At 56.2% G+C, this 26162-nt stretch carries 26 protein-coding genes; 16 read left to right on the top strand and 10 right to left on the bottom strand.

From position 1 onward, the window contains the following. Positions 1-4 precede the first annotated feature (4 nt). A complete protein-coding gene (locus tag HACJB3_RS16795) occupies positions 5-958 on the top strand; it encodes a malate dehydrogenase (RefSeq protein WP_008415577.1) in 954 nt (317 codons plus the stop codon). A gap of 4 nt (positions 959-962) precedes the next feature. Here the strand turns inward: HACJB3_RS16795 and HACJB3_RS16790 are convergent, their stop codons facing one another. Together HACJB3_RS16790 and HACJB3_RS16785 are read right to left on the bottom strand one after the other, a co-directional pair. Next, positions 963-1928: an alcohol dehydrogenase catalytic domain-containing protein gene (locus HACJB3_RS16790; protein ID WP_013199630.1), complete on the bottom strand. Its 966-nt coding sequence runs from the start codon at positions 1926-1928 to the stop codon at positions 963-965. A 59-nt stretch (positions 1929-1987) separates the two neighbouring features. Beyond that, the gene (locus tag HACJB3_RS16785; protein ID WP_049934712.1) at positions 1988-3190 is read right to left on the bottom strand and encodes an MFS transporter; all 1203 of its coding nucleotides are present in this window, start codon (positions 3188-3190) and stop codon (positions 1988-1990) included. A 144-nt stretch (positions 3191-3334) separates the two neighbouring features. On the opposite strand from HACJB3_RS16785, the gene HACJB3_RS16780 reads away from it, so the two are divergent. Next, positions 3335-4759, top strand: a complete 1425-nt coding sequence (locus HACJB3_RS16780) for an amidase (protein ID WP_008415582.1) — start codon at positions 3335-3337, stop codon at positions 4757-4759. Positions 4760-4763: 4 nt separating this feature from the next. Here the strand turns inward: HACJB3_RS16780 and HACJB3_RS16775 are convergent, their stop codons facing one another. Beyond that, on the bottom strand, positions 4764-5285 hold the full coding sequence (locus HACJB3_RS16775; protein WP_238532954.1) for a pyridoxamine 5'-phosphate oxidase family protein: 522 nt from the start codon (positions 5283-5285) through the stop codon (positions 4764-4766). Between the two features lie 65 nt (positions 5286-5350). Continuing rightward, on the bottom strand, positions 5351-5491 hold the full coding sequence (locus HACJB3_RS20380; protein WP_008415585.1) for a hypothetical protein: 141 nt from the start codon (positions 5489-5491) through the stop codon (positions 5351-5353). Between the two features lie 83 nt (positions 5492-5574). Between HACJB3_RS20380 and HACJB3_RS16770 the strand changes: the two genes are divergently transcribed. After that, the gene (locus HACJB3_RS16770) at positions 5575-6183 is read left to right on the top strand and encodes an RraA family protein (RefSeq protein WP_238532953.1); all 609 of its coding nucleotides are present in this window, start codon (positions 5575-5577) and stop codon (positions 6181-6183) included. A gap of 7 nt (positions 6184-6190) precedes the next feature. Here the strand turns inward: HACJB3_RS16770 and HACJB3_RS16765 are convergent, their stop codons facing one another. Next, on the bottom strand, positions 6191-7378 hold the full coding sequence (locus HACJB3_RS16765) for a CaiB/BaiF CoA transferase family protein (RefSeq protein WP_238532952.1): 1188 nt from the start codon (positions 7376-7378) through the stop codon (positions 6191-6193). Between the two features lie 68 nt (positions 7379-7446). Here HACJB3_RS16765 and HACJB3_RS16760 point away from each other — a divergent pair, with 68 nt between their 5' ends. From HACJB3_RS16760 to HACJB3_RS16745, 4 genes are all read left to right on the top strand, one after another. After that, the gene (locus HACJB3_RS16760; RefSeq protein WP_238532951.1) at positions 7447-8472 is read left to right on the top strand and encodes a hypothetical protein; all 1026 of its coding nucleotides are present in this window, start codon (positions 7447-7449) and stop codon (positions 8470-8472) included. Positions 8473-8541: 69 nt separating this feature from the next. Continuing rightward, positions 8542-9147: a UGSC family (seleno)protein gene (locus HACJB3_RS16755; protein WP_008415592.1), complete on the top strand. Its 606-nt coding sequence runs from the start codon at positions 8542-8544 to the stop codon at positions 9145-9147. After that, complete coding sequence (locus HACJB3_RS16750) at positions 9148-10146, top strand: hypothetical protein (protein ID WP_008415593.1); 999 nt, start codon at positions 9148-9150, stop codon at positions 10144-10146. A gap of 55 nt (positions 10147-10201) precedes the next feature. Then, positions 10202-10633 carry a universal stress protein gene (locus HACJB3_RS16745; protein ID WP_008415594.1) on the top strand — a complete coding sequence of 144 codons (432 nt, stop codon included), beginning with the start codon at positions 10202-10204 and terminating at the stop codon, positions 10631-10633. Positions 10634-10670: 37 nt separating this feature from the next. Here HACJB3_RS16745 and HACJB3_RS16740 read toward each other — a convergent pair whose 3' ends face one another. Then, positions 10671-12710 carry a TRAP transporter permease gene (locus HACJB3_RS16740; protein ID WP_008415595.1) on the bottom strand — a complete coding sequence of 680 codons (2040 nt, stop codon included), beginning with the start codon at positions 12708-12710 and terminating at the stop codon, positions 10671-10673. A 233-nt stretch (positions 12711-12943) separates the two neighbouring features. On the opposite strand from HACJB3_RS16740, the gene HACJB3_RS16735 reads away from it, so the two are divergent. The 3 genes from HACJB3_RS16735 (at position 12944) to HACJB3_RS16725 (ending at position 16503) form a co-directional block, all read left to right on the top strand. Next, on the top strand, positions 12944-13690 hold the full coding sequence (locus tag HACJB3_RS16735) for an SDR family oxidoreductase (RefSeq protein WP_008415596.1): 747 nt from the start codon (positions 12944-12946) through the stop codon (positions 13688-13690). Between the two features lie 115 nt (positions 13691-13805). Beyond that, on the top strand, positions 13806-14852 hold the full coding sequence (locus HACJB3_RS16730; protein ID WP_238532950.1) for a TAXI family TRAP transporter solute-binding subunit: 1047 nt from the start codon (positions 13806-13808) through the stop codon (positions 14850-14852). A gap of 187 nt (positions 14853-15039) precedes the next feature. Further along, positions 15040-16503: an aldehyde dehydrogenase family protein gene (locus tag HACJB3_RS16725; RefSeq protein WP_008415598.1), complete on the top strand. Its 1464-nt coding sequence runs from the start codon at positions 15040-15042 to the stop codon at positions 16501-16503. Positions 16504-16514: 11 nt separating this feature from the next. Here the strand turns inward: HACJB3_RS16725 and HACJB3_RS16720 are convergent, their stop codons facing one another. The 3 genes from HACJB3_RS16720 to HACJB3_RS16710 all read right to left on the bottom strand — a co-directional run bounded on the left by HACJB3_RS16720 (position 16515) and on the right by HACJB3_RS16710 (position 19599). Next, complete coding sequence (locus HACJB3_RS16720) at positions 16515-17291, bottom strand: enoyl-CoA hydratase/isomerase family protein (RefSeq protein WP_008415599.1); 777 nt, start codon at positions 17289-17291, stop codon at positions 16515-16517. Between the two features lie 145 nt (positions 17292-17436). After that, the gene (locus HACJB3_RS16715; protein WP_238532949.1) at positions 17437-18708 is read right to left on the bottom strand and encodes an acyl-CoA dehydrogenase family protein; all 1272 of its coding nucleotides are present in this window, start codon (positions 18706-18708) and stop codon (positions 17437-17439) included. Positions 18709-18825: 117 nt separating this feature from the next. Then, positions 18826-19599 carry an IclR family transcriptional regulator gene (locus HACJB3_RS16710; protein WP_238532948.1) on the bottom strand — a complete coding sequence of 258 codons (774 nt, stop codon included), beginning with the start codon at positions 19597-19599 and terminating at the stop codon, positions 18826-18828. Positions 19600-19985: 386 nt separating this feature from the next. Between HACJB3_RS16710 and HACJB3_RS16705 the strand changes: the two genes are divergently transcribed. From HACJB3_RS16705 to HACJB3_RS16695, 3 genes are read left to right on the top strand one after another with little or no spacing between them, the layout of a single operon-like run. Beyond that, positions 19986-20921 (top strand): BKACE family enzyme, encoded by a 936-nt coding sequence (locus HACJB3_RS16705; RefSeq protein WP_049934800.1) that lies wholly within the window; start codon positions 19986-19988, stop codon positions 20919-20921. 54 nt (positions 20922-20975) lie between these two features. Beyond that, on the top strand, positions 20976-21755 hold the full coding sequence (locus tag HACJB3_RS16700) for an SDR family oxidoreductase (protein ID WP_008415604.1): 780 nt from the start codon (positions 20976-20978) through the stop codon (positions 21753-21755). A 5-nt stretch (positions 21756-21760) separates the two neighbouring features. Continuing rightward, complete coding sequence (locus HACJB3_RS16695) at positions 21761-22192, top strand: PaaI family thioesterase (RefSeq protein WP_008415606.1); 432 nt, start codon at positions 21761-21763, stop codon at positions 22190-22192. Positions 22193-22201: 9 nt separating this feature from the next. Here the strand turns inward: HACJB3_RS16695 and HACJB3_RS16690 are convergent, their stop codons facing one another. Next, the gene (locus HACJB3_RS16690; RefSeq protein ID WP_008415607.1) at positions 22202-23116 is read right to left on the bottom strand and encodes a ketopantoate reductase family protein; all 915 of its coding nucleotides are present in this window, start codon (positions 23114-23116) and stop codon (positions 22202-22204) included. Positions 23117-23270: 154 nt separating this feature from the next. Between HACJB3_RS16690 and HACJB3_RS16685 the strand changes: the two genes are divergently transcribed. The 3 genes from HACJB3_RS16685 to HACJB3_RS16675 are packed head-to-tail and all read left to right on the top strand — an operon-like array spanning position 23271 to position 26160. Next, entirely contained in the window at positions 23271-24167 is an 897-nt protein-coding gene (locus HACJB3_RS16685) for a DUF6282 family protein (RefSeq protein ID WP_008415608.1), read from the top strand. A gap of 2 nt (positions 24168-24169) precedes the next feature. Beyond that, a complete protein-coding gene (locus HACJB3_RS16680) occupies positions 24170-25168 on the top strand; it encodes an LLM class flavin-dependent oxidoreductase (RefSeq protein WP_274378068.1) in 999 nt (332 codons plus the stop codon). A 41-nt stretch (positions 25169-25209) separates the two neighbouring features. Continuing rightward, complete coding sequence (locus HACJB3_RS16675; protein ID WP_008415610.1) at positions 25210-26160, top strand: HpcH/HpaI aldolase/citrate lyase family protein; 951 nt, start codon at positions 25210-25212, stop codon at positions 26158-26160. Positions 26161-26162 lie beyond the last annotated feature (2 nt).

The raw sequence follows: 26162 nt of genomic DNA, 5'->3' as shown, positions 1-26162 counted from the left end.
GAATATGGACGTTGTCGTCATTGGTGGCGGTGGCACCGTTGGATCCACTGTCGCCTACACACTATCTGTACAGATCCCCGCGACGAACGTGACGCTCGTTGATACCGACATCGATGCGGCGGAGGGACACGCAATTGATATTCGACACTCAATGTGTCACGCCACCTACGGACTCGGTAGACCCGATTTCGCCTCGGAGCCTCTGGGATCTGTCCACGTCGCCGAACCCTCGCCATCAGTCGTCTCAGAAAGCGATTGTCTTGTCGTAACAGCGAGTGCGCCACGGCCAAAAGACGGAGATGCGCGTGGTGGCCGACTCACGTTTCTCGAACGAAATCTCGAAATAGTCGACAACATTGCCGCATGGCTCAACGAGGCTGATCCAACGCCTGTCATCGTCGTCTCCAACCCCGTTGACCGAATCACGCACCGTCTCTGGCGCCAAACCGGATGGCCGCGACAACGGTTCCTCGGCTACTCGCTGTCGGAAACGGCCCGCATCGCTGACGAAATCGCCCGACAAACCGACGCCTCTCCGCGAGAGGTGTACTGTCCGATTCTGGGCGAACACGGTGAACACATTGTCCCCATTTTCTCCCGGGCGACAGTCAGCGGCGAGCCCGTCAATTTCTCGGAAAGCGAACGGGATGACATTGTGGAGTACGTCCGCGACGTGCCCTACGATGTGTTAAAACTCCGTGGCGCTCAAGACTCCTCGCGCTGGGTCACGGCCCGCGGCGTCGCCAGTGTGGTCCAGCGACTCGATGACGACTGCGCCGACGCATTAGTGTGTCTGTCGACACCATTGGAGGGCGAATACGGCTTTAAGGATGTTTCGCTGAGTGTGCCAGTCCGACTCGACAAAGACGGCGTCGCAAATATCGTCGAGTGGTCGCTCGTCGAGGAGGAGCGCACGGCCCTCGAGGACGCCTATCGAGTTGTCCGGACCAGCACATAGCACCTCAGACCGTCACGACCAGCTTCCCTATAAAACTGTCCTCTAGGATCGCTCGGTGCATTTCGGCAGCTTCATCAAGACTATAATTTTGATGGATTTGCGGGTTGATCACACCCCGAGCAACAAGTTCGAGCACTGACGACAGGGGTTCCGAGATATTCGTTGTGTCGGAACGGGAGGCGAGATTCGACATATTCATCATATGAAGAGAAAGATTCTTGCTCCGCCCTTCACGTGCACCCTCGAAATCGCCGTCTTCACCAGCATACTGGACGATTCGACCGCCGAAGGCCGAGATGCCGATGTCAAAGCCGAGATACTCGTCGATACGATGATCGACGATCACGTCTACTGGTTGGTCGACTGACTCTTGGAGTTCGGGGTCATCATATCTGAGAACGGTGTCAGCGCCGAATTCAGTGGCGGCGCGTTCGGCTTCTTCGGTGCCGACCGTCGTTATCGTGTCCGTACTGAGCGCTGCCGACAACTGAACTGCAAGGTGGCCGACGCCGCCGGTACCGCCGTGAACAAAGCAAGTCTCGGCAGGTTCCAGCCCGGCATGGTCAACTAGCGCTCGCCACGCCGTCACGCCAGCGAGTGCAGCCGCGGCCCCCCGCTTGAATGACACCGAATCAGGTAGCATCGCGACGATGTCGGTCGGTACTGTGACGTACTCTTGGAAGGAGCCCTGCTGGAAGCGGTCTGTGTGGAGGCCGGTACCACACACTCGATCGCCGGATTCGAACGCAGTCACATGGTCGCCGACCGATTCGACGACACCGGCGAAGTCTGAACCGGTTGTCTTCGGGAGATGTTTCGGTCCCCACTGCCGCCGCTTTGCATCGGTCGGGTTGATGCTGGCTGCCCGGACGGCGACTAGCAGTTCGTCGCCCTTTGGCGTTGGACGATCAACGGCTTCGAGTTCCAGCACTGATGGGGCGCCGGCTTCGTGGTATCGGACTGCTCGCATGCTTCGAGCAGTGGTCGCCGGTAACATAGGTATTGCTCCAGGCGGGCCATTCAGGAAGCCTACCGGTGCGGAAAGCGCAGGCTGAGAACGCAGACGGTTGCAGCAACGATGGACAGCACGGCAAATCCCTCGTCAAAGAACCCGCGATCAGCGAAGGCACCGAATAGTATCGGACTCGCTGCGCCCAACCCCATGTAGACCGTTCGGATCGCACCCAGTCCTGTCCCTCGCATGTCGCGTGGCAGCGCCGATGTGATGTAAGATAGCGTCACCGTCGCCTGCCCGAGTAAACTGCTTAACGTGATGGTGATGACAACGACGGCCCAGAAGGACTCCACGAACGATACGAAGAACATGCCGAGGGCAGTCAGTCCCATGAGGAGTGGGAGGATTCGGTTGAGTCCTATTCGGTCGTAGGCATTACCTGAAAGCGGTTGAACGAGGATACCGACGGCGAAAAACAGCGCGAACAGCCCCGCCGCGACCGACGAGGAGAAACCCTTGACCTCTATGAGATACGTCGGGTAGAAGCCGGTAAAGGCCTGCCAGATGCTGTATCCGAGAATTTGCAGCAGCCCGACGAGGAGAATCGACGGCCGTGATATTTCCGCGAGGACGTAGCGGGCCGACTCCAGCGAGACGCTGTCGACGGCACTGTCGTCGTCGGCCGTTTGCTCTGGGACGAACAGCCAGAGGCTGACACCAACGAGGACGAACAGGGGGATGGCGATACCGAAGCTGAGTTGCCATGCGACGACGGCAACAACGCCCGCGATAGCCGGCATGACGACATTACCGGCTTCCCCGGCAGCCATCGTCACACCGATGGCGGACCCGTCCTTGTTAGGGTATATCTCCGAAAGGGCGGTAAATCGAGAGACGCCGTAGAGAGCGGTTCCGAGTCCGAATAGTGTCGTCGAGACGAATAGCACCCACGTCGAGGTAGCCGCCGCAACGAAAGCGATGGCAATCGACGAGATGATTGTACTGATGGTAAGAATTCGGCGCTCGCCGAATTTGTCAGCGAGAATACCGCCCGGAAGTTGTCCAACGGCGTAGGCCATCCACAACAGGCTCAATAGGAACCCAGCAGCGGTGAGGCTGAGATCATAGGTCCCCCGGAGGAATGGCAACAGCACTGGGTAGGTGAGTCGGACACCCATCGAGAGAAACCACCCGCCGGAGATCGCGAGGAGCGTCCGACTCCGACTGTCGTCCCAGACGGCACGTACTCTCTGTCCGACTGTTGCTGTATTGACCACACCTGATGACTCCGTCTTATCCGTTTCTTAACCCACTTGGTTATAACTCCTGAAGGGGATGTTTTTGCCGATATGTTGCAAGTGGCCCCTGATAAGATGAGTCCCAACCGAGAATTTATCGGTTTCTGTATCGGTTGCTACCGCATGGATGCCGAGCAACGTATTGAGATGCTCATCGACGAGTTCGGTCTCACGGCTGACGAGGAGACGAAAGCCGCGGCGCTGCGCTACGCTAACGAGTTGGCGACCTACGCTGACCGGTGGAACTGCCCCCCCAACAAGCAAGCGAGCGTCTCGCGTGGCCACTGGGCTGATGACGAGTACAACGCTCTCCTCGACGTGTATGACGAACCGCGCCAGCGACGCACAGAAGGTCCACTTTCAGGGCTATCGTTCGTCCTGAAGGATAACATCGCCGTCAAGGGGCTGCGAATGACTTGCGGATCGAAGATACTCGAGACCGTTCCAACCATCGACGCGACGGCTCTCAATCGACTACTTGACGCCGGCGGCAGCGTCGTCGGAAAGGCCAACATGGACGCCTTCGCATTCGGTCCCGGCGGCCTCTGGAGTGAGCGCGGCCGAGTGCGGAATCCAATAGACGCCGATCGAATTCCGGGTGGCACCTCCAGCGGCTGTGGCGTCGCCGTTGCCGCCGGGCTGGCCGACGTCGGCCTCGGATCCGACACCGGTGGTAGCGTCCGGTCACCGGCGGCCTGCTGTGGCGTCGTCGGTATCAAACCCACACACGGTCTCGTATCCCGGTACGGCTTCGTCGAGAATGTACCATCAGCAGACACCATCGGACCGCTGGCACGTGACGTGGAAACCGCCGCCCGTGTTCTCGAAGCGATTCGCGGTCCTGACGTTCACGACCCGAAGACGAGCGCCATCAACGTGGTTCCACTCAACCGCAACATCGAATCGTTCGACTCACTCCAGATCGGCGTCCTCGAACTCGAGCCGCACGACATCTCAGCACCGGTTACCGAGGCGATAGCCGAACTCGCGGCCGATCTCGACGCCGAATCAGGCGTGTCGGTGGGGTCGGTCAACCTCGATATGGAGGACATTGAGGAGGCCTACTCGATCATCTCGGGTGCGGAGTTCGCGTGGCTCCTCCGGCAGTCCTTCGCCCAACGTGGTGGGGTTCCCACCCCACCGGAGATGATTTCCCTCGTCGACGGCGAGGCGCTCAACGACCACATCATCGGGCGTCTCCTTCCCGGCGCGTACCTAGATGCGCTCACCGACGGCCGGGCTTACGCCCTCGCACAGGAGCAGGTCGTCGCCTTCAAGCACACACTTAAGACGTACTTCGAACGCTTCGACGTCCTGCTCACGCCGACGCTACGGACACTTCCTCCAAAACCTGAGCAGCTGCGCGACTCCGAGGGGGGCTTCAACTACACGATCGCCAAACAGTTCAGTCTCGCGGAGACTCCGGCGGTGTCGGTGCCCTTCACAGAACGTGATGGCCTTCCGGTGAGCGCCCAACTGCTCGCACCGCAGTTCGAGGACCGGACGGCCATTACGGCCGCGCGACTCGTCGAGCGACTCTCTGCATAGACGATCACTTGTCATCGGGCGTCGCTGCGCCTATGTCATCCGGCAGCCCATAGCTGAACGGCATCCCATCGGGAGCGTCCTCGTCGACCAAGCGTTCAGGGTCAAGTTTCCGATTGTCCCAAGTGACGGTATGGACCGGCTCAACGTCGAACCAGATCCAGCCGTCGCGTTTCGAGTAGACCTTCTTGACCACGTCGGGGATCTCGCCATCATAGAAACGTTCGACCCATGCGTTCTCAAGTTCTGGGCGCTTCTGGTCGTCGGTAACGACTGTGGCATAGCCGTGGACGAACATGCCCCTAAGTGAAGTGTAGCTCTCGCCTGCATCAGCTGTGAGGCCTACTCGGTTATCATAGAAGATGTTCCTACTTTTCCGCTGGCTTGGATGCGTGAGAACGTAGAAGTGTCCGTTGTCTAGTCGGGCGAAGCCCACTGGCGCGACGTGGGGCCATCCGTTTTCCGAAACGGTCGCTATATACAGAGTACGCTGGCTTTCAAGGAATACCTCCAATTCCGCATCGTCCATGTCCATTCCTCGCATACCTATCATGTGATGGGGGCACACAAAGAGTTATGCTGAGCAGTGATGAGTCACGAATACTCGTCGACAAACTCATCGGCATTCTCTCGAGCAATTTCCCCGAAGACGGCCGCGTTCGTGGGACCAGTCCCGCCGAGGTAGTTATTGTAGAAGAGGCCGCCGGTGACGTTACCCGCGGCAGACAGAGGCATCTCGACCGCACGACGGGGGTTACTTATAAGCGCCGTACGCAACAAACGGCTATATGGCATTGAGTATCACGGACGTGTATAGTATGTTCGACACCAGCGTCGTCTCCGACGCCTTGGACAAGTACGACATTGACGGCGTTATCACTGGACTTCCGCCCGCGGAGTCTGGACAAACTGCGGTCGGCCGTGCTCACACAATGCGCTTCGAATGGGCTGATAACCCGGGCAAGCAGACGAACTTCCCATACACGATGCTAAATGAACTGCTTAACGACCGCGTCCTCGTCATTGATGGCGTCAGTCCAGACATCTCCTGTTGGGGAGGGAACGCCTCGCGTCTGGCCGAAAACGCCGGCGTTAGTGGCGTAGTCATCAACGGAGGCTACCGTGACATCCCAGAAATTTGCGAAGGGGCGTTTCCGGTATTCGCACGCCAGCCAACCCCAAAGTCGGGCCAATACCGTCTCACGGTTGAGTCGATCGGCGAACCGCTCGAAATCGACGGAGTCGTAGTGAACCCTGAGGACCTCATCATTGCCGACGCAACGGGCGTCGTCGTCGTCCCTGCAGAGAATGCGGTAGACGTGGCCGAAACAGCCGAAATAACGCTTCGTGAAGAATTACTCGTCGAACGCAAGATTGAGAATGGCGCGACGGTCACAGACCTCCAGAGCAACGACCACGAGTTCTGATAGAGAGTTAAAATACGCCTTTCTCTTCCAATTCCTCGAACTCCGCTTCGGAATATCCAAGGCGTTCACACATCACTTTCCGGGTATCCCGTCCCTTCGAGGGAGACGGTTCGATGTCAGGAAGGTCCGAACCGGAGAAGCGAATCGGAAGGCCGGGGACCGAAATTTTGCCGTAGTCAGGGTGGTCGATTTCGTTTATCATCCCTCGCTCCTTGAGGTGTGGGTCATCAGCAACTTCTTCGAGTTTCTTGACCGGGCCGCAAGGAACGCCTGCGTCGAGCAGTGTTTCCTCAATGTCGTCGCGTTCGCGTTCGATAGTCCAGCCCTCAACTAGTTCGTCGACCTCATTGAGATGATTCGAGCGCTTGACGTTGCTCTCGAAGCGTGGGTCGTCCTTCAAATCCTCCCGGCCGATGACTTCCAGCAGGGAGTGCCAGTGGCGATTGGTGACACCGAAGATTGCAATGTAGCCGTCGGCTGTCTCGTAGACGTTGTAGGGGCTCTGGGCGAGGCCGCTGTGTCGATTACCGGTCCGTGGGGGCACGTTGTCGTCGTTGAAATGGGCGGCCATCGGAGACATGAGTGTCGGGAACACCGAGTCGTGCATGCTCACCTCCACGAATTGCCCTTCGCCGGTCAATTCCCGTTCGTACAGTGCACCAAGGACGCCAGCTAGCAGGTGGATGCCGCCCATGAAGTCGCCGACGGCGATACCAGCTTTCGTCGGCGGGCCGTTCGGAAATCCCGTCACATCCATTACGCCGCTTATCGCCTGAATTGTAAGGTCCATCGCAGGGTACTCGTTGTAGGGACCTTCCTCACCGAAGCCGCTACTGTGTGCGTAGATGAGTTCCGGATTCAGCTCTGTGAGGTCGCCATAGCCAAGGTCAAGTCGTTCCATAGTACCGACAGAAAAGTTCTCGATCAGTACGTCGGCGTCTTCAATGAGTTCCTTGAATATCTCCTTACCCTCTTTCGTCTTGAGATTGAGCGTCATGCCCTCTTTATTGGAATTGAGCATTACGAACTCCGGTGCCTCGCCGTCCTTGACGCGGTCCCGTAGCGGTTCGCCGTGTGGTGGTTCGATTTTTGTAACGTTCGCACCCATATAGGAGAGCAACAGAGAGCAGTAGGGACCGTTGTATATCTGCCCAAGGTCGACTACGTCGATGCTGTCCAGCACCTGATCGCTCATACTCATAGAGGAGGTAGTGATTCTATTAAGCTTTTTCCGCGGATCGAAGTCAATTCAGCACAATAGGTATGAGCTACCCGGTGTACCGTGGAAGTATGGTTACGGCTTCGTCCCCGGACGGACTTCCTGTTGTTAACCCAACACGAGAGCGGGTCGAGCGGTTTCTGGACACCGCCGGCGTCACAAGCAAGGATCAACTCGGTCCCTTCCCACTAAGCGAACGGTCGGCGACTATGGAGACGTTGGCGGCGAACGCGGTGATGGCAGGCTGTAAATCATCGTATTTTGGAGTGGTATTGTCAGCACTGGAGGCAACATTAGAAGCCGAATTTAATCTCTATGGCACGCTGGCAACAACGGAACCGCATTGGCCAATGGTCATCGTCAACGGCCCTGTGGTTGAGGAACTTGACATCAATAGCGGTACCAACGCTTTCGGACAGGGCTCGAAACCGAACGCGACCATCGGTCGGGCACTCACCTTCGTTTACATGAATGTCGCGGGGGCGACACCGGGACTAACAGATAAGGCGACTCACGGCGGCCCCCACAAGTTCGGGCTCTGTATTGCCGAAAATGAATTCGAAAGCCCGTGGGAACCGCTGCACGTCGAACGCGGCTTCGACGCCAACGAAAATACGGTCACAGTGCTGACGACCGAAGCGCCCCACAACATCAGCGACCACATCGCTAACACGGCCGCCGGCGTCCTCACCACCGCGGTACAGAGCATGTCAGTCCTCGGTGCGAATACGACGTATCTCTCCGAGCGGGCAGAGCCCTGTCTCGTGTTATCGCCGGAGCATGCGGCGACTATTGCTCGCGACGGCTGGTCGAAAGACGACGTGAAGCGGTTTATCTATGACTACGCTCGAATTTCCCATAAGGAGCTCCGCGACCAAGGGATGTACGATACTCAAGATGGGAGCCGACCGCATCATGTCCCGGTCTCCGGCCTCCCCGACAACGCCGACGTCCCCATCTGTCGCTCCCCCGAGGACCCGGTCGTCCTCGTTGCAGGCGGTACAGGCCGACACTCGTTGTTTCTATCGTCGTTCGGTGACAGTAGATCAGTGACACGTCTCATTCAGTAAGCGGACTCAGTCATACTCGGCATCCGTGCTAGGCAAATCTTATTATTCGTGCACGAAGATAGGTAACGGATGACAAGCCAAGACGAAGAGATACTCAACCCATTCGCCGACGAAATCGAGGCGAAAGGAACCGTACTGGCCGACCGATTATCGACTGTTGATTCCGTACGAATCGGGCTATTCTCGAACACAAAGAAGAACGCCGACTACTTCCTTCGAGAGGTCGGTGCACAACTCGAAGCCGACTACGATGTCGACGTTTCTGAGGTCGTCTACAAGGACGTCGCGACTAGTGCGGCCGACGAGGACATCTACGAAGAACTCCTAGGGTATGATGCCGTCCTCATTGCTTATGGTGACTGTGGCTCCTGTTCGTCGTGGACAATGCACGACTCCTTCCAACTCGAGGAGGCGGGCGTCCCAACCGTCGTCTTCTGCACCGAGGAGTTTACGACGCTGTGTCAGTACGAGGCAGAAAATCAGGGCGTTCCCGGGCTTCCAATCGTCGAAATAGAACACCCTATTGCCGACCTCTCGCCTGAGGCGGTCGCGAGTGATCGTGTCACCGACGACATCCTTACTTCGGTCACCGAAGCACTGACAACCGACCCCGAAGTACTCGTTGACCTGTATCAGGGAAAGTATACCGGCGCGGCATCGAGCGAACTAGTCTGAATGTCCGAGATAGACTCACCCGACGGCCTCCCGATCGTACAACCCACTCGGGAGCGAGTCAAGCAGTTCCTCGAAACCGTCGACCGCGACCCATTAGAGACCGTTGGGGAGATCCCCCCTGCCTATCGAAGCATGACTGTTCAGAAATCGGCTGCAAACGCGGTGATGGCCGGCTGTGAGCCGGCGTACTTTCCAGTCGTGTTGACGGCACTCGAAGCGACGCTGGAACCCGAATTCAACCTCTACGGCGCGCTCGCGACGACCCACCCCTGTTGGCCAGCTATCGTCGTCAACGGGCCGATAGTCGAGGAACTCGATATCAACGGCGGTGCCAACGCCTATGGACAGGGTTCAAAATCGAATGCGACCATCGGCCGGGCGCTCACCTTCGCCTACATGAATATTGGGGGTGCTATCCCCGATCAAGGCGATAAGGCGACCCATGGGGGACCACACAAGTTCGGGCTATGTGTCGCCGAGAACGAAGCCGAAAGTCCGTGGGAACCGCTGCACGTCGAACGCGGTTTCGATGCCGACGAAAGTGCAGTCACAGTCGTCGCTTCGGAATCCCCACACAACATCAATGACCACGTTGCCGACACGGCTGCCGGCGTTCTCACCACCGCAGCCCAGACAATGGCGAAAGTAGGGACAAACCTCGCATATCTCAACGCACACGGCGAACCACACCTCGTATTGTCGCCAGAGCATGCGGCGACTATCGCTCGCGACGGCTGGTCGAAAGACGACGTGAAACGGTTCATCTACGACCACGCCCGAATCCCACAAGAGGAGTTGCGCGACCAAGGGATGTTCGACGAGGCGGGTGGTGGCTGGCCTACTCACTTTCGAGGCCTCCGCGAGTACCAAGACGTGGGGCTCGCAGCAAAACCGGAAAACGTCCTCGTGACAGTCACCGGTGGTGCGGGCCGACACTCGCTGTTTCACCCGAGTTTCGGCGACACCGAGTCCGTGACGAAGCGAATCCCTGGCCATTGACCGCGGTGGTCGCTGGGCGTATACTTTTATATCATTGGGCTATCTCGGTTGAGATATGTTCACAGTAGTCTTAGCGACAGACGGTCACAAAGAACGCGTGATGGCCCAAGTGGAGGCCGTTGCGGACTATCCCTGTGCGAGCGAGGAAATCGAGGTCCTGATTGTTAATGTCGCAAAGGAGATTCAGAGTGACGAGGGCGGGAAAATCAATATAGAGGAGTATGCCGATATGCCCGAGAGCGCGTCAAACGCGCTCTCGTTCTTTCAATCGGAAGGAATTACTGCTCGAGCCGAACAGCGAAGTGGAGACCCTGCCGAGGAAATTATCAGAGCGGCACGAGACGCAGACGCCAACCAAATCATTCTCGGTGGTCGCAAACGGAGTCCAGTCGGAAAGGCTGTCTTCGGTAGTGTCGTGCAAAAAGTTATCTTCGACGCAGAGTGTCCGGTCCTGACAACTAATATAGAAGTAAGGAGAGTCAGTTAACGCCTTTTGAGCGATTCCAAAACCGAACCGCGACAAGTTACGGCAGTACCTTCGTGAGATGCTGTTGGAGGCCATCAAACGTGCCCTGATAAAATAACATGCCGCCGGCAATAGCTACCAGTACCATGCGGACGAGTTGGTCGGCGACTGGAAGAACTGGAACGAACAAGATGCCGAAACCAACAGCTCCGATAACGATTCTGAACGGCCAACTGAGGTCTCCGTTGAGGTAGCCGATGCTGGCGATGGACAGACAGATTAATCCCAAGAGTAGCATCGGGAACAACACGAGCGTCTGCGGGAATTCCCAATACATGACAGCGTCGTTCATAATGAAGACGTACGGAAGCAGGAACAGCGGCATACCGATGACGAGGGACTTCGCGGCGACGCGCCAGAAGTTCCCCTTCGAGATCTCCGCAGTAATGATACAGGCGATGGCGACTGGTGGTGTGATCGCCGAGAGGATGGCAAAATAGAACACAAAGAAGTGTGCCGTCTCCAGTCGCACGCCGAGATTCACCAGTGCGGGCGCGATGAGCAATACAGCGACGATGTAAGCGGCGACAGTTGGCATTCCTAGACCGAAGAGGATTGCTGCGAACATTGCAAAGAATAGCAGTAAGGCCAGCTCGCCGCCCGACAGCGAAATTAGGCTCTGTGCGAGCGCCTGCGTGAAGCCGGTCTGGTTCAACACGCCGACGAAGATAGCGATAACTGCGACTGCGAGGGTAATCGGTGCCGCGTTGCTCATACCTAGTCGACATCCCTCAATAGTGTTTTCAACAAAGTCCCTAACGGCGACTTTCTTGTCGTCACCAAAGTACAACCCCTGAAGCAGTGCAACGGGGAATATCGAGAGAGTGGAAAAGAACCCGGCGTAGACCGGGTCGTACTGGAGGATGACCAGCGTGTAGACGAGAATTGAGACCGGCAACCAGAGATACATCCCCTTTGCGAGAGAGGCGAGGAAAGAAGTCTGACTCGCTTCAGCTAGCATCGACATATCGCTGGGTTGTGTCGTCGTTCCCATTGAAATATCCTCGATAGTCTTATCCCCTTCGTTTATTTTACTCTCATCCCTGTCGCTCCCGACGTCTTCGAGGTTTGTCAGTCCGGCCCCCTCCTTTAACGTAATCAAGTGTACTGCGACGGCGATAGTGCCGTAGAATAGCAGTGCCGGAAGCAGACCGATAGTGATGATATGGAGATAACTGGTTCCGGTAATCTCGGCCATGACGAACGCTGCAGCGCCCATAATCGGTGGCATGATCTGTCCACCGCTGGATGCGACGGATTCGATGGCCGCTGAGGTCTCTTTGCTGATACCCTGATTCTTCATTAGTGGGATGGTAAATGCGCCCGTTGTCGCGGCATTGGCTGCCGCACTCCCGTTAACCGAGCCCATTGCGACGCTTGTGACGACGGCTGTCTGAGTGATACCCGATTTGACGTAGCTGCCGACCTTTGCTCCAATATTAACGAAGTAATTCATCGCGCCGTAGGCCTCAAGGAACGCGGCAAAGACAATGAAAATGACAATATAAGTCGCGGCGACCTGTACAAGCGTATCGTAGACACCAGCAAACGCGACGGTTTGTGAAGTGATAAGCCGACGGAACTCAATACCTCCATGCCGGAGAATTGATGGGAAGTACGGTCCTGCGATGGCGTAGATGAGGCCGATGACACCGACAGCTGGCAAGATATTTCCGAACGCTCGGCGCGACTGATCGATAATGAAGAGAAGCAGAAAAATACCGACGTAGAAGTCAACGTCGGTGTAGACACCTATCGAAAAGACGGCCAGGCGTTCATAGTTCATCCAGAGATAGATGGCGATTCCAGCGGAGCCGATGAGCTCAGCCGGTAAGACTAAATAATTATCAAGTACCGAAAGCCAGCCGTCTTCACGGTTTACTTGCGGGTCAAAGCAGACCGCAGTGATGGCGACCATCATGAACCCGAGATGAGCGACTAGGTGCAGTTGCATCTCAATGCCGTAAGTTAGCGCGAACCATAGATGATAGATAACACCGGCAATCCCGAGAAGAACCAGGAAGATGTACTTACCCATCAGTAGTGGTTCCTCTCGGTTCAGCCAAGATAATCGGGAGGTTTCCATGGTATGTGTTAATGAGTAACTGGAATCGGTGATATACCTGTCGGGAAATATCATTTTAGAAATGCAACCTACGACTCCAAAATAGGCGCTCAAGCACAGGGGCTCTATGGCTAAAAACCAAAAGAAGAGAGTTATGATACCATGCCACAAAGGCTTATCACAACTCCCTCGGTAGAAAATGGCGTATGCAATTGGACCTAGAGGGTAATGCAGCACTAGTCATCGCCTCAAGCAGTGGTCTCGGAAAGGCCTCGGCAGCCTCCTTAGCAAAAGCGGGCGTCGACGTGATCGTGAACGGACGGGATGAAGGACGACTTGAGAACGCGGTCGAGGAATTGCGCGAGACAGCAGAGGGCCAAGTTATCGGCTGTGTGGGCGACATGACAAACCCGGACGACATTACACGCCTCGTTGAGACGACGGTTGATGAGTTCGGTCGTCTTGACCACCTCGTGACCAGTGCAGGCGGGCCGACGCGGTACACCTTTACAGAAACCCAGGACGACGACTGGTACTACGCATACGACATGCTCGTGATGAGCGTCGTCCGAGCGGTTCGGGAATCAATACCGCACCTCAGAGAGGTAGGAGGAACTATTACCAATATCACTTCGATGGTTACGAAGGAAGCATCGGGGGCGAACGTCCTGTCGAGTTCGGTCCGGATGTGCGTGCAAGGATTGGCGAAAGTCCTTTCGGATGAACTCGCACCTGAGATCCGAGTGAACACCATCTTACCAGGACTGTACTACACGCCGCGACGACACGACGCGGGCGAGGCCGGTGTTGACCTCTCGGACGTGCCATTAGATAGGATGGGCGAGGCCCGAGAGCTTGGTGATGTAGTCGCGTTTCTCTGTTCGGGATACTCAAGTTACCTCACTGGCGCGGCAATTCCTATCGACGGCGGTGCGCTCCAGTCGACACTGTAAGCAGAAAGTGATGCCCGTTGCTGGCACATACCAAGTGTTTATAAATCATTGTCTCTATGTATCGATAGACATGGTAGGTAGCAACAAGTTTGACCGCCGATCAGTCATCAAAACGATGGGAGCAACCGTCGGAATGCTCGGCCTCGCCGGGTGTTCCGGGGGCGGTAATGGAGATGGGGAGGGGAGTGGCGGCAGCAGCAATTCTGGTTCGTGGACTATCGGTACCAGCGGTGAGGAGACCGCGACTCACGCGTCAGGTGTCGCATTCTCCTCAGTCATCAACGAAAACTCAGATCAGATCCAGATGAGCGCCCAGACTACGGGCGGTACCACAGCGAACAACCGACTCGTCGATCAAGGCCAGATTGACATTGCCCAGACGACGCACAACCTCTTGTGGCGTGCCAACCGTGATGAAGGTCCGTACTCTGAACCCCCAGTCGAAAAAACCCTGTGTCAGACGTTTTCATACATGACATTGGACATCTTTCTCGTCAAGCGGCAGGGCGCATCCAGTCTCGAAGGTGTTACTCGCGTTGAGGACCTTCCGGAGGGAACCAATATCTCGTTCGGCCCACGTGGAACAAGTGCATGGGACATGGCCAACGACGGTTTAGGCCTCGTCGGCATCGATAACTCCCAAGAGTACTTCAACGTCAGTACGATGGGACTCGGCGATCAGGCCACCGCGATGAACGAAGGTCGTATCGATGTGTGTACGTGCTACACTGCGAATCAGGAGACGCTTATAGGCTGGATTCAACAACTCGACGCACAAGTCGACGTTGACGTTCTTGAGTGGGGCATCTCTGCCGATCAAGCCAACAGTGCAGATGTGCCCGTCGCAGTCACCGACGTGCCAGGCGATACGTGGAATCAAGAGATTTCCCATGATCCCTATACCGCGCTACCACTGGGGTATACCACAGTCATCCCGTCGGATATCTCTCAAGAGCTTGCCTACGAGTACACGGAGATCCTAATGAACAACGTCGAGGGAGTTCGTAGCGCCAGTGCCGTTCTTGAACGATTCGGCCCTGACTTTGCCACAGAATGGCTTCAGCCCAGTGGCGTTCCCGTCCACCCCGGCGCTGAACAGTACTACAAGGACAACGATATGTGGAACGAGAACTTAACCACACTCGAACAATTCGAGGGATAATCCAATTCTGTTGGTCAGTTGTTTCCACAGAATCGAATCTCCAACACCTCCGACGTCACAGATACGATCCAATTTATTGTCTCCAAGTACTATAGCTCAAGAAAGGTAATCGAGGTCACGGTCAGTCGGTACTTGTAACTCGTTTTCGGTGCGAAAGGTTAATTCTCCCGTCGAGCAACGTTAGGTCATGACTGGTCATAGTACGACCTCTATCCAGCAGTTCGAATTGTTTATCGATAGCAAGTCGTTTCCCGCTGAATCTGGCGAGACAATTCCCATCGTCGATTCCGCAACCGAGGAGACATTCGCGACGATCGCCGCAGGTGGGGCGTCTGATATCGACCGAGCGGCCACCGTCGCTTCCGAATCAACAACGGCGTGGCTCGAGATGTCGCCGCCTGAACGAGGGCGAGTCCTCAATCGAGCGGCGATGTTGATTCGCAAAAACAAAGAGTCGCTCGCAGAGCTGCTGACGCGAGAAAACGGTAAACCAATCTCGCAGGCCCGCACCGAAATTGAGGTCGGTGCTCGCTACTTCGAGTACTATGCCGGCGCAACCGACAAGATTCAGGGCGAGACAATTCCCCTCGGTCGTGAGTATGTTGATTTCACTATTCGCGAACCACTCGGAGTGACGGGTCACATCGTTCCATGGAATTTCCCGGTGTCACTATTCGCTCGGAGTGTCGCGCCGTCGCTGGCCGCCGGCAATGCTGTCGTGGTGAAACCCGCCGAACAGACGCCGCTAACCTCGGTCGAACTGGGAAAGCTGCTGGATGAAGCTGGTATTCCCGATGGCACAATCAACGTCGTTCCCGGCTACGGTGCCGAGGCAGGCGCCGCGCTAACGAACCATTCCGACATCACCGCTATTGCTTTCACCGGGTCAGTGCCGACAGGCAAGAAAGTCGCTGCGACTGCCGCACGCCAAATGAAACACGTCCACATTGAGGCCGGCGGGAAGAATCCGAATGTCGTCTTCCCCGATGCCGACCTTGAAGCGGCCATTGAGGGGACATTGATATCAATTTTTACCCGGAACGCGGGGCAGGTATGTTCGGCCGGTGACCGACTGCTCGTCCACAAGGAGGTCCATGAGGAGTTCCTCAAGGAACTTGTTGAGCGAGTCGAAGCGCTGACCGTAGGACCGGGATTGGAGGATCCCGATATTGGAGCGCTAGTCTCCGAAGAACAGTATAAGAAGGTTCGGAAGTACATCAAAATTGGCAGGCGAGAACTGGGCGAGCCGCTTGTCAACGGCGTTCCCAAGAACACGGATAAGATGGCGGGCTACTTCGTTGGGCCGACAATTTTCGACGATGCAAACAATGACCTTCGCATCGCACGCGAGGAAATCTTTGGACCGGTGCTCACTGTGATTCCGTTCGAAACGGAGACGGAGGCACTCGAAATAGCCAACGACAGCGATTACGGGCTGTCGGCCGGGATCTTCACCAACGACCTCGAACGGGCCCACCGATTCGCCCGCGACGTGATTGCTGGGCAGGTGTACATCAATGAGTGGTTCGCCGGCGGCGTCGAGACACCGTTCGGCGGCCACCGCGAGAGCGGCTTCGGTCGCGAGAAGGGACTGGAGGCGCTTGACCAGTTCACCACCACGAAGAACGTTTGTCTAAGTATCGGCGAGTAACGACGGTTCAATTACCGGTTTCGGTACTTCGGCTCTCGGTCCTCAAGGAAGGCGTTTGCACCCTCTTTCTGGTCGTCGGTGCCGAACAGAAACGCTCCGGCCAGTCGCTCGTATTCAAGGCCGGCGTCGATATCAAGGCTACGTCGGATGGATTCTTTTGCAAGTCGCTGGGCGACAGGCGCCTTCGAGGCAAGATCTTCGGCCATGGCTCGGACTTCATTATCGAATTCCTCGGCGGCGTAGACATGGTTTGCAAGACCAATTCTCTTTGCCTCGTCGGCGCTGATAATGCGGCCAGTGAGGATAAGTTCGCTTGCAAGCCCGGCTCCGACGACTTGAACGAGTCGCTGTGTTCCACCACCGGCTGGGATGACGCCGATGCCGACTTCGGGCAGGCCGAACTTCGCGTCGTCCGTGGCGAGGCGAATGTCGCAAGCGAGGGCGATTTCGGTGCCTCCACCGAGAGCGTAGCCGTCAACCGCGGCGATGGTTGGTTTGTGGCGGTCCGCAACATAGTTGTACAGCCCTTGGGCGTACTTCTCGCTGTACTCCATGCCGTCCATGTGGTCGAAGTCGGCGAAAGAATCAATATCGCCACCGGCGATAAACGACCCATCTCCTGCTCCGCGGAGCACGATTGCCCGCACATCGTCATCCTCGCTAACCTCTTCGAAGGCGGCATAGAGGGCTTTTCGCGTCGGGATATCCATCGCATTACGCTTCTCAGGCCGATTAACGATGATCGTCGCTATGTCATTCTCTCGTTCGATGAGTACTCTGTCTGCCATCGACCGATAGTCGCCATACGGGCATATAATTCTTTGTTAGCACCCATCACGAGATGGGAATTTACCTCTCCTCACGCACGCGTTTTTACTAATAGATGAAACCCCATGGATAGACACTACCGTGGGGACAAAGCGAAGTAAGCGATCAATTCAGTGGCAGCGGATCGGGATCCTCGTAGCCCTTCAGGAGGTTTCGAGCGATGGTCTTAAGTTGGATTTCCGAGGGCCCTTCACCGATACGACGCACCCGCGACTCTCGAAGCCACCGTTCCAGCGGCAGATCGCCGTCGACGCCTGCACCACCGTGGATCTGGACCATCCGGTCGAGAACTGTCCACAGCGTCTCGGTTGTCTGGTACTTCGTAATCGAGGACGCATGTCGAATGTCCTCACCGTCGTCGAAACGCTGGGCGGCGTGATACACCGAGTACTTCGCGGCCTGATAGTCGACAGCTGATTTAGCGATTTTCCACTGGATGGCTTGTTTGTCGGCCAATTTTTCGTCGCCGACAACACGATTGTTGGCCCACTCGATGCCCATCCGAATGGATTGGTCGATAGGGCCTAGCGAGTTCGCAGCGTAGAGAACGCGCGATTCGCCAAGACACTGCTTTGCGATACCGAGGCCGCCATCAACTTCTCCAAGGACGTTCTCGTCAGGCACACGAACGTCGTTGAGCGTTACCTCGAAGGGGTATTCCGGACGGATGACCGGAATCGATCGCATCGAGATTCCGTCGCTGTCGGAGGGAACAAGGAACGTCGTGATACCGTGGTCGTTAATGTCATCACCTTTCGGCTTCGTACGGGCAAAAAGAATGATGAAATCGGAGTCACCGGCCCAGGAGATGTAGTGTTTCGTGCCGTTGATAACCCACTCATCGCCGTCCTTTTCGGCACGAGTTTCCATTCCACGGGGGTCCGACCCCGCAGCCGGTTCGGTGAGTCCGAAACAGCTCTGCCTTTCACCGTCGATACACGGCTGGAAGAATTCCTTGATTTGGTAGTCGTCAGCGTTGTCGAGATATGCCGCAGGCTCGCCGACAGTCAGTCCTGGACCCAATTCGATGACACCGAGACCGGCTTGATACAAGCCCATTCGGTGTTTCGAGAGTTCTTCGAGGACGACACATCGCTCGACGAGGTTCAGCCCGCCACCACCGTACTCCTCAGGGACACCCATCGCCCAAAAACCAGCTTTTTTTGCTTTCTTCCGGAGGCGTTGTTGATCCTCCTCAGGGATCTTGATCGGGTGCGGGCGAACGTTGTCTGTGAGTTCAGGGTTCTTAGGGTCGAGGTTGTGGTACCGTTCTATCTCGTCCGGAAGGTCGTTGAGGATTGGTCGAAACTCTTCGTCGACAAACCGCCGCACCTCCTGTCGAAGCATCTTCGTTGCATTAGAGAACTTTAGCTCCATCGTGTGTTACCAGAGCAAGATAGACGGAAATACAATGTAAGTGTTTGGGTACCATTCTCACTGAATCGAATCACTTCGAGCGGAGCTGGCTGAGCACATGGTTGAAACGACGCGGAACTACCGGTAGACGATGTCGAGTTCGATTTCGTTGCAGACGCCGAGAATGTTCTCGGGTAATTTCTTCGTAAACGACTCACCATGCATTCGGTGGGCTGGGCCGGAGACGCTGATCGCACCGACGACAGTTCCATCGGGTTTTTGAACTGGTGCGGCCACCGCTCGAAGACCTTCGATGTGTTCCTCATAGTTGAACGCATAGCCGCGTTCTCTGACTTCCGCTAACTCCTCAAAAAGGGCATCCTCGTTGGTAATCGTGTTTTCCGTTAACTCGGGCAGTCCTTTTGACTCAATAATTTCCCTGACCTCCTCGCGATCGGTGAAAGCCAGGATGGATTTTCCGGCAGCAGTTGCATGAAGCATGTGTCGCCGCCGTCCAAGCCTGCTACCCGTACTAACGGCGTGTTCGCCCTCAGCAATTCGTGCGTACACACAGTCGCCATGTTCACTAATGACGAACTGAACCCGCTCACCGGTGTTGTTGGCGAGTGAGTCGAGTCGGGGCTCGATCATCATGTATACATCGCTGCGGTACTTGACGTGCTCACCGAGGTCAAGAAACCGAAATCCAAGTTGGTAGCTATCACCATTTTTCACAATGTAGCCGGCGTTTTTGAGGGTCTCGAGGTGACTATGGACGGTACTCTTCGGCCACTCGAGTTCGTTCGAGAGCTCTGTTACCCGAGCACCGTCGTGCTTCTTCAGCAACTCGAGGATACGAAGTGTCTTTCGAACCGCCCCGATCTCGTTTCCGCGCGCCCGTTGGCTTCCCATACACCTCATCAGGAACCGATAGTAATAAAGTTCACCATTAATGAACACTCGGTCTAATCGATGACTATGTATAGGCCACAGTGGTGTCCACTATCACGGTTTACTATTACAAGCATACGGATGTAACTCGCCAGTTTGATTACGATAAATTGATATATAATCAGTGACATTCCCTCCCATACTACTGTTTATGACAATCATACGAATGTAATAGGAATAAGATGACTAGTAGGTTGATTATGGGGAGCTACTGCAGTCGGTCAATGAGACGGTCTCAGAATGATAAACTTGAATTCAGCATTATTGAACAGCAGAGTATATCTCTCATGACTTCCGTATCCGTCCTGACCGGAACATTTATCCTCGAATGTGTGTCATTCAATCTCATGAGGACGCTTGATAATGCAATAGTGACCTGTGCTGTGACGGGTGCGATTCACGTCCCGACAATGTCACCATACCTTCCAATAACGCCTGACAAGATCGTTGAGGAAGCAGTCGTCGCCGCCGACGCGGGTGCGAGCATTGTTCACCTGCATGTCCGGGACCCCGAAACAGGCGAACCGACTTCGGACTTGGAGCTATTCCGGAGCGTGGCTGAGCGCGTCAAAGACCGCTGTGACGCCGTTATCCAGCTGACAACCGGAGGTGCACCAACGATGTCCGTTGAGGAGCGCACCGCAGTTGTGCCAGAGTTGGAACCAGAGATGGCATCCTGCAACATGGGCTCAATAAATTTCGGACTTTACCCCATCCTCGACGCCTTTGACGAGTTCGAGTACGAGTGGGAAACCGAGTATCTGGAGGGGTCCCGCGATCTTATCTTCCCGAACACGTTCGAGTCGCTCGAGAAGATCATCCCAATGTTCCAGTCCTACGGGACGATGCCCGAGCTGGAGGTTTACGACGTAGGACATCTCTATAATGCCAAGCATTTTGTCGACCGCGGCATCCTGGAGACACCCATTCATATCCAGTTTGTAATGGGAATTCACGGCGGTATTAGCGCCGACCACGACCACCTGTTACACCTCGTCGATACCGCCGAGAAACTGTTCGGTGACGATTTCTCGTACTCCGTTATCGGTGCAGGACGCATGCAGATGGCGCTGGGTACCACGGCAGTCAACATGGGAGGCAACGCACGAGTTGGTCTCGAAGACAGTCTCTACATCCGAAAGGGGGAACTGGCCGAGAGCAACGCCCAACAGGTCGAAAAGATGGTCGAGTTGACCCGTGAGGTGTCGGGACGCGACGTCGCCTCTCCCGAAGAGGTACGATCGTTCCTCGGACTAAAGGGACAGGACAACGTCGCGTTCTGATACCTCTATCCAACACATACAATTAAGCACACAACGAATCAATCACGCTTCAACATGTCCCACAACAAGTTCAACGTCGACGGGTCAAGTGCCATCATCACCGGCGCGTCGAGTGGTATCGGACGACGCATCGCCGAAGGATTTGCCGATCAAGGCGTCGACACAACCATCTGCTCCCGCAAGCAGAGCAACGTCGACCCGGTTGCAGAGGAAATCAACGACAATGACAGTGACAGTATAGGACATATCCTCCCTATCGAGTGCGACGTTCGGAACCGCGATTCAGTCGACCGAATGGTTGAACGCACCGTCGAAAAGTTCGGTGCTATCGATATTCTCGTAAACAACGCCGGAGCGGCCTTCAAGTGTGACTTCGACGGCCTTAGCGAGAACGGCTGGAAGACCATCGTCGACATCAATCTCCACGGTGTGTTCAACTGTACCCATGCCGCGAGAGAGGCACTTCAGGACGGCGGTGGGTCCGTCGTCAATATCTCTAGCATTCGGAGTCAAGAGGCTGCCCCGCACGAGATCCATTATGGCGCGGCAAAAGCCGGCGTCAACAACTTCACGAGATCACTCGCCAGCGAGTGGGCCGCCTCCGGCGTCCGCGTCAACTGCGTTTCGCCGGGCTTCATCGCCACTCCTGGTGCAGTCACTGCTGGCGATACCGACCCTGCCGATATCGACCGTTCGAATGTGAATCGGAAGATCGGTACTACTGCCGAAATCGCCGATGTCGTAGAGTTCCTCGCCAGTCCTGCAGCCTCGTTTATCGATGGCGAAATTCTAACCGTCCGCGGTGTGCCGCCGCATTCCGAGGACCCGAACTGACGCCCATGACGGGTCCTTCCAAGACGTCATCTGAGCGGGTCCTCGCTGAGACAGGTCTCCTCTCGTGGCTTGGCATCACTATCGTAGAGGAGTCGGAGGGTAATGCAGTGCTGCGGCTACCTCACCGCAAGGAACTTACGAACCCAAACGGAGACACGCTCCATGGTGGCGTTCTCGCCACGCTCCTCGACAATGCTGCCGGAACGGCGCTCCGGACGGTCCTCAAGGACCCCGAGACAGCACTATACGCTACAACGGAGATGAACCTCTCATATCTCCGGCCAGCGACTGGCGATTTACGCGCGGAGGCACGAGTACGCCGCCACGGGCGGTCACTCGCCGTCATCGAGGTCGATATCGTCTCTGAGCGTACTCCCGGAGAGTGGACGACTGTCGTTGTTGGACGTGCATCCTATTACGTTGACGAAGGCGAGTAAAAACGATGCTCAGTCGAGATAGCTCTTTTCGAGCGCCCGGACGAGGTTCGTCGCGAGTTCGTTTATCGGTACGTCGACATCCTCCTCTCGGGCAATATCAACGATGGCACCGTTCACGTCATCAATTTCAGTTTTCCGTTTGGCACGAATGTCTTGTAGCATACTGGAGTAATGAGAGTAAGATTCCTCACAGGTGGCAACGACTTCAGCCATTGGGTCATCCATCGGGATGTCGACACCGTGATGCTCGGCGACATATTCGGCTTCGGCGACGATTTCCTTCATCAACGTCCGGGTCTCCGGCGTTTCAATAAGTTCGCCGTTCGACAAGTGTGTGAGCGCTGCCAGCGGCTTGATTGGCAGACTCACTAGTTGCTTAGCCCAGATATACGGTCGCGGATCGTCGACCAACTCGACTGGGAAACCGGCCTCAACGAGGATTTCTTCGATTCGATGGAGGCCGCCATCGTTGGCCCCGCCGAACGTCGACGACCCTGAGGAAGTCACTCGAATATACCCCGGTTCCTCAACAACTGCACCTTGATACGTCACGCCCGCGAAGGAGTGGTCTTCGTCGGCAATATCGAGCAGTCGATCATAGTGCCTAAGGCCGTTCTGTAGCGACAACAGGTCTGTCTCCGGGCCGATACAGGCGGCGTGCTCCGCGAGCGCATCCCGGGTTTGATGGGATTTGACGAAGACAATTACCAAATCTGCGACGCCGATCTCGTTCGCATCAGTCGTCGCAGTGACCGCTATGTCGGTCTTCTCATCGTTCTCGCTTTCGATAGTCAAACCCGCCTCGTTCAAGTGGTCGACATACGCTTGACGGTAGTGGAGGAGGTATACGTCGTGGCCGCTTTCGGTGAGGCGGCCGCCGAAGAGACAGCCCAGTGCGCCAGCCCCGATGACGGCGATATTCACTGGTACCGACCTTGGTGGACGATCGTACGTGCATTCATGTATTGCCAGTCACATCCCAAGCATAAATAACTTGAGCGCTTCAGATAATAGTGATGCCTCTTACTCCGATGGTTTAATATCCATGACAGTCACACCCATACTTAGAGGACAACAGATGGCAACTACACACCCTATTTCCGACGCATGGGACACACACGTTCACGCGGGACCGGACGTAACGGACAGAAAGCACGATATCGTCGAACTCGCTCGCCGCGCGGCCGACGCCGGCATGGGTGGATTGGTCCTGAAGAACCACTACGCACCGACGACGATGGCCACAGAGCTCGTCGGGCGAGCCTGTGACTCCGATATCAACCTCGCGTCGACAGTTGTTCTGAACCGCTCGGTCGGCGGTATCAACATCGACGCCGTTGTCGCCGCCGCCAATATGGGCGCGAGTCGCGTCGAACTTCCGACCATGACCGCGAAACGGAACATGCTCGAACAGGGGGAGCCGAAGACTATCGACCTCCTAAATGAGAACGGTGGATTAAAAGATGCTGTCTGGTCCGTCCTCACCGAAGCGATAAACCATGGGCTGGTCATTGGAACCGGTCATATCGGTGTCGAGGAAGTCGAAGCCGTCATCGATGCGGTCACCGAGGCCGACGGTGAGGTCATCGTCACGCATCCTGAGTTCCACGCAGCCCGCGATGGTGTCGGTCTCACCCTTGAGTCGCAAGCGCACTTGGCCAAAGACGGCGTCTACTTCGAGCGATGCTTTATCGTCGCCGATGAAACGGTTCGCGAGTTGTTCCTACCGAACGCACCGCAGTCGGCTCATGACACCTTCGCAGACGGCGCAATGTTCAAGGAAATCGTCGCCGGTATCGAGGCTACTGGCGCCAAACATAACCTCTTGTCGACAGACTACGGCCAGCCGGGCCGGATGTCGCCACCGGATGCCTTAGCAGCCTTCCATGCAGACCTCGAAACCGCCGGCATCTCCCGTGCGGACATCGAGCAGATGGCACGTGACAATCCTGAGACATTGTTTGGAGGAGTCTAAGCATGGAACTCAGCCTAATGGGACTCACCCAACATCCCGCCGACCGCGACCCCAAGACGTGTTTCGCCGAGTTGCTCGAACAGGCTCGAATCGCCGAGGCCAGCGGTTTCAAGGGATTGTTCGTTGGCGAACACCACTTCACCGACGACATCTACTTCGATAACTTCCAGACGCTCGCCCGCATGGCTGGCGAACTTGGTAACGAAATGAATATTGGCACGAGCGTCTGCCTGCTGCCGCTGCACAACCCTGCACTGGTAGCCGAGCGAATTGCCACGCTGGACGTGATCTCCAATGGTAACGTCGTTTTCGGTGCGGCCGCCGGCTATCGCGATGCCGAGTTCGACACTGTCGGCGTCGACAAGGCCGAACGCGCCGGGCGAATTACTGAAGGCATCGAAATTATCCGGGCACTGTGGAGTAAGAACAACGTCTCTTACGATGGCGACTACTACGTCTTCGAGAACGTGACAACCCGTCCCCAACCGATTCAAGAATCGAGACCGCCGATATGGCTCGGGGGGTCGGCACCCGCAGCTGTCAAGCGAGCGGCCGAAATCGGTGACGCGTGGCTCATTGACCCAGTCTCGCCCGTCTCAAAACTGAAGAAGGCGGTTGGGCTCTACGAACGTGAGCTGACCGAAGAGCCAACGTGTCGACCGATTCGCCGCGACGTGTATGTCGCCGAGACGACCGAGGAGGCAATTGATATCGCCGCGCCGTACATCCTCGATAAATTCGACTCCCTCTCGGAATGGGGCATCATCGATGACGACGCAGAGGAATTGAGCCGTCGCGAGCGCTTCGAGCGAGTTAGCGAAGGTCGGTATCTCATCGGTACGCCCGAGAAGGTGGCCGGCGAACTCGAATTCCTCAGCGAGACGCTTAATGTCAACCACCTCATTGCTCGTGTTCAGTGGCCCGGAATGGATCACGAACGCGCACTCGATGCTATCGAACTCCTTGGTAGCGAGGTCGGCCCGCGCGTTGCCGAGCTATGATTCGGGGCAAGGTATAAGCACTCCTTCGACGAGTTTGATACATGGAACCCGCTCGCTCTGTACTGTTCATCCCAGGAAATCGTGAGAGTTGGGTCGCAAACGCCCATGAAAACGACGCTGACGTCATTATCCTCGACCTAGAGGATTCGGTCCCACCCGACGAGAAGGAAGCTGCCCGTAAGACCGTCGCTAAATACCTTCCGAAGCTCCACGCCAAGGGCCAACGCGTCCACGTCCGTGTTAACGCCCATCCAAACGCCAGTAAGGGGTTTGCCGAACACGACTTTGAGGCCATCGCCTGTGAACAACTAGAGGCGGTTACCGTCCCGAAGGTTCAGGAACCGAACGATATCGAACGGCTCGACACGGTACTGACCCACATTGAACGCCGAGAGGGTCTGCCGGTCGGCGGTATCGAACTGACTGTCAGCATCGAAACCGCCCAAGCGATGCGACAAGTATACGACCTCTGTGAAGCCGCCGACCGGGTCGGTACTATCGGTTGTGGCGCGGTGAAAGGTACCGACACCAACCGCGCGCTCGGCTTCGAGTGGACCGGTCCCGGCCGGGAGGGACTGGAGACGCTACACCTTCGCGAGCAGGCGTTGATGGACGCCCGCGCTGCCGAAATTGAGTTCCCACTTGCAGGCACGTACATCGACGTAGACGACATTGAAGGGCTTCGAAAGGACATGCAATTCTCACAGGAGATGGGCTACACCGGTTACCTCGTCATCCATCCTTCTCACGTCGAACACGCCAACGAAATCTTCCTGCCCGACACCGAGACCATTGAGTATTGGGTTGGGGCGATGGAGACACTGCTGGAGGCCGAAAACGAGGGAAAAAGCGCCGTCCGATACGAGGGCGATATGATAGACATCGCCAACATTGAGACCGCTCGCCGCTACATTGAGTATGCCGAGGCGTTCGCCGACGATCTCAATGTAGAGTTCAGCAGCGTCGATTTCTCCGAGATACGATCCCATTGACA

Origin of the sequence: Halalkalicoccus jeotgali B3 (genome assembly GCF_000196895.1) — an archaeon.
Lineage (GTDB): Archaea > Halobacteriota > Halobacteria > Halobacteriales > Halalkalicoccaceae > Halalkalicoccus > Halalkalicoccus jeotgali.
Note: the sequence above shows the minus strand (reverse complement) of the source record. Positions and strands in the feature narration are given on the sequence as shown.

Coding starts and splice junctions, on each gene's coding strand:
- HACJB3_RS16745 (WP_008415594.1), top strand. CDS start 10,202: ATGTTCACAGTAGTCTTAGCGACAGACGGTCACAAAGAACGCGTGATG.
- HACJB3_RS16770 (WP_238532953.1), top strand. CDS start 5,575: ATGTTCGACACCAGCGTCGTCTCCGACGCCTTGGACAAGTACGACATT.
- HACJB3_RS20380 (WP_008415585.1), bottom strand. CDS start 5,491: ATGCCTCTGTCTGCCGCGGGTAACGTCACCGGCGGCCTCTTCTACAAT.
- HACJB3_RS16700 (WP_008415604.1), top strand. CDS start 20,976: ATGTCCCACAACAAGTTCAACGTCGACGGGTCAAGTGCCATCATCACC.
- HACJB3_RS16705 (WP_049934800.1), top strand. CDS start 19,986: ATGAGGACGCTTGATAATGCAATAGTGACCTGTGCTGTGACGGGTGCG.
- HACJB3_RS16720 (WP_008415599.1), bottom strand. CDS start 17,291: ATGGCAGACAGAGTACTCATCGAACGAGAGAATGACATAGCGACGATC.
- HACJB3_RS16780 (WP_008415582.1), top strand. CDS start 3,335: ATGGATGCCGAGCAACGTATTGAGATGCTCATCGACGAGTTCGGTCTC.
- HACJB3_RS16675 (WP_008415610.1), top strand. CDS start 25,210: ATGGAACCCGCTCGCTCTGTACTGTTCATCCCAGGAAATCGTGAGAGT.
- HACJB3_RS16755 (WP_008415592.1), top strand. CDS start 8,542: ATGACAAGCCAAGACGAAGAGATACTCAACCCATTCGCCGACGAAATC.
- HACJB3_RS16765 (WP_238532952.1), bottom strand. CDS start 7,378: ATGAGCGATCAGGTGCTGGACAGCATCGACGTAGTCGACCTTGGGCAG.
- HACJB3_RS16685 (WP_008415608.1), top strand. CDS start 23,271: ATGGCAACTACACACCCTATTTCCGACGCATGGGACACACACGTTCAC.
- HACJB3_RS16740 (WP_008415595.1), bottom strand. CDS start 12,710: ATGGGTAAGTACATCTTCCTGGTTCTTCTCGGGATTGCCGGTGTTATC.
- HACJB3_RS16695 (WP_008415606.1), top strand. CDS start 21,761: ATGACGGGTCCTTCCAAGACGTCATCTGAGCGGGTCCTCGCTGAGACA.
- HACJB3_RS16715 (WP_238532949.1), bottom strand. CDS start 18,708: ATGGAGCTAAAGTTCTCTAATGCAACGAAGATGCTTCGACAGGAGGTG.
- HACJB3_RS16775 (WP_238532954.1), bottom strand. CDS start 5,285: ATGGACGATGCGGAATTGGAGGTATTCCTTGAAAGCCAGCGTACTCTG.
- HACJB3_RS16750 (WP_008415593.1), top strand. CDS start 9,148: ATGTCCGAGATAGACTCACCCGACGGCCTCCCGATCGTACAACCCACT.
- HACJB3_RS16725 (WP_008415598.1), top strand. CDS start 15,040: ATGACTGGTCATAGTACGACCTCTATCCAGCAGTTCGAATTGTTTATC.
- HACJB3_RS16680 (WP_274378068.1), top strand. CDS start 24,170: ATGGAACTCAGCCTAATGGGACTCACCCAACATCCCGCCGACCGCGAC.
- HACJB3_RS16795 (WP_008415577.1), top strand. CDS start 5: ATGGACGTTGTCGTCATTGGTGGCGGTGGCACCGTTGGATCCACTGTC.
- HACJB3_RS16730 (WP_238532950.1), top strand. CDS start 13,806: ATGGGAGCAACCGTCGGAATGCTCGGCCTCGCCGGGTGTTCCGGGGGC.
- HACJB3_RS16790 (WP_013199630.1), bottom strand. CDS start 1,928: ATGCGAGCAGTCCGATACCACGAAGCCGGCGCCCCATCAGTGCTGGAA.
- HACJB3_RS16760 (WP_238532951.1), top strand. CDS start 7,447: ATGAGCTACCCGGTGTACCGTGGAAGTATGGTTACGGCTTCGTCCCCG.
- HACJB3_RS16710 (WP_238532948.1), bottom strand. CDS start 19,599: ATGGGAAGCCAACGGGCGCGCGGAAACGAGATCGGGGCGGTTCGAAAG.
- HACJB3_RS16735 (WP_008415596.1), top strand. CDS start 12,944: ATGCAATTGGACCTAGAGGGTAATGCAGCACTAGTCATCGCCTCAAGC.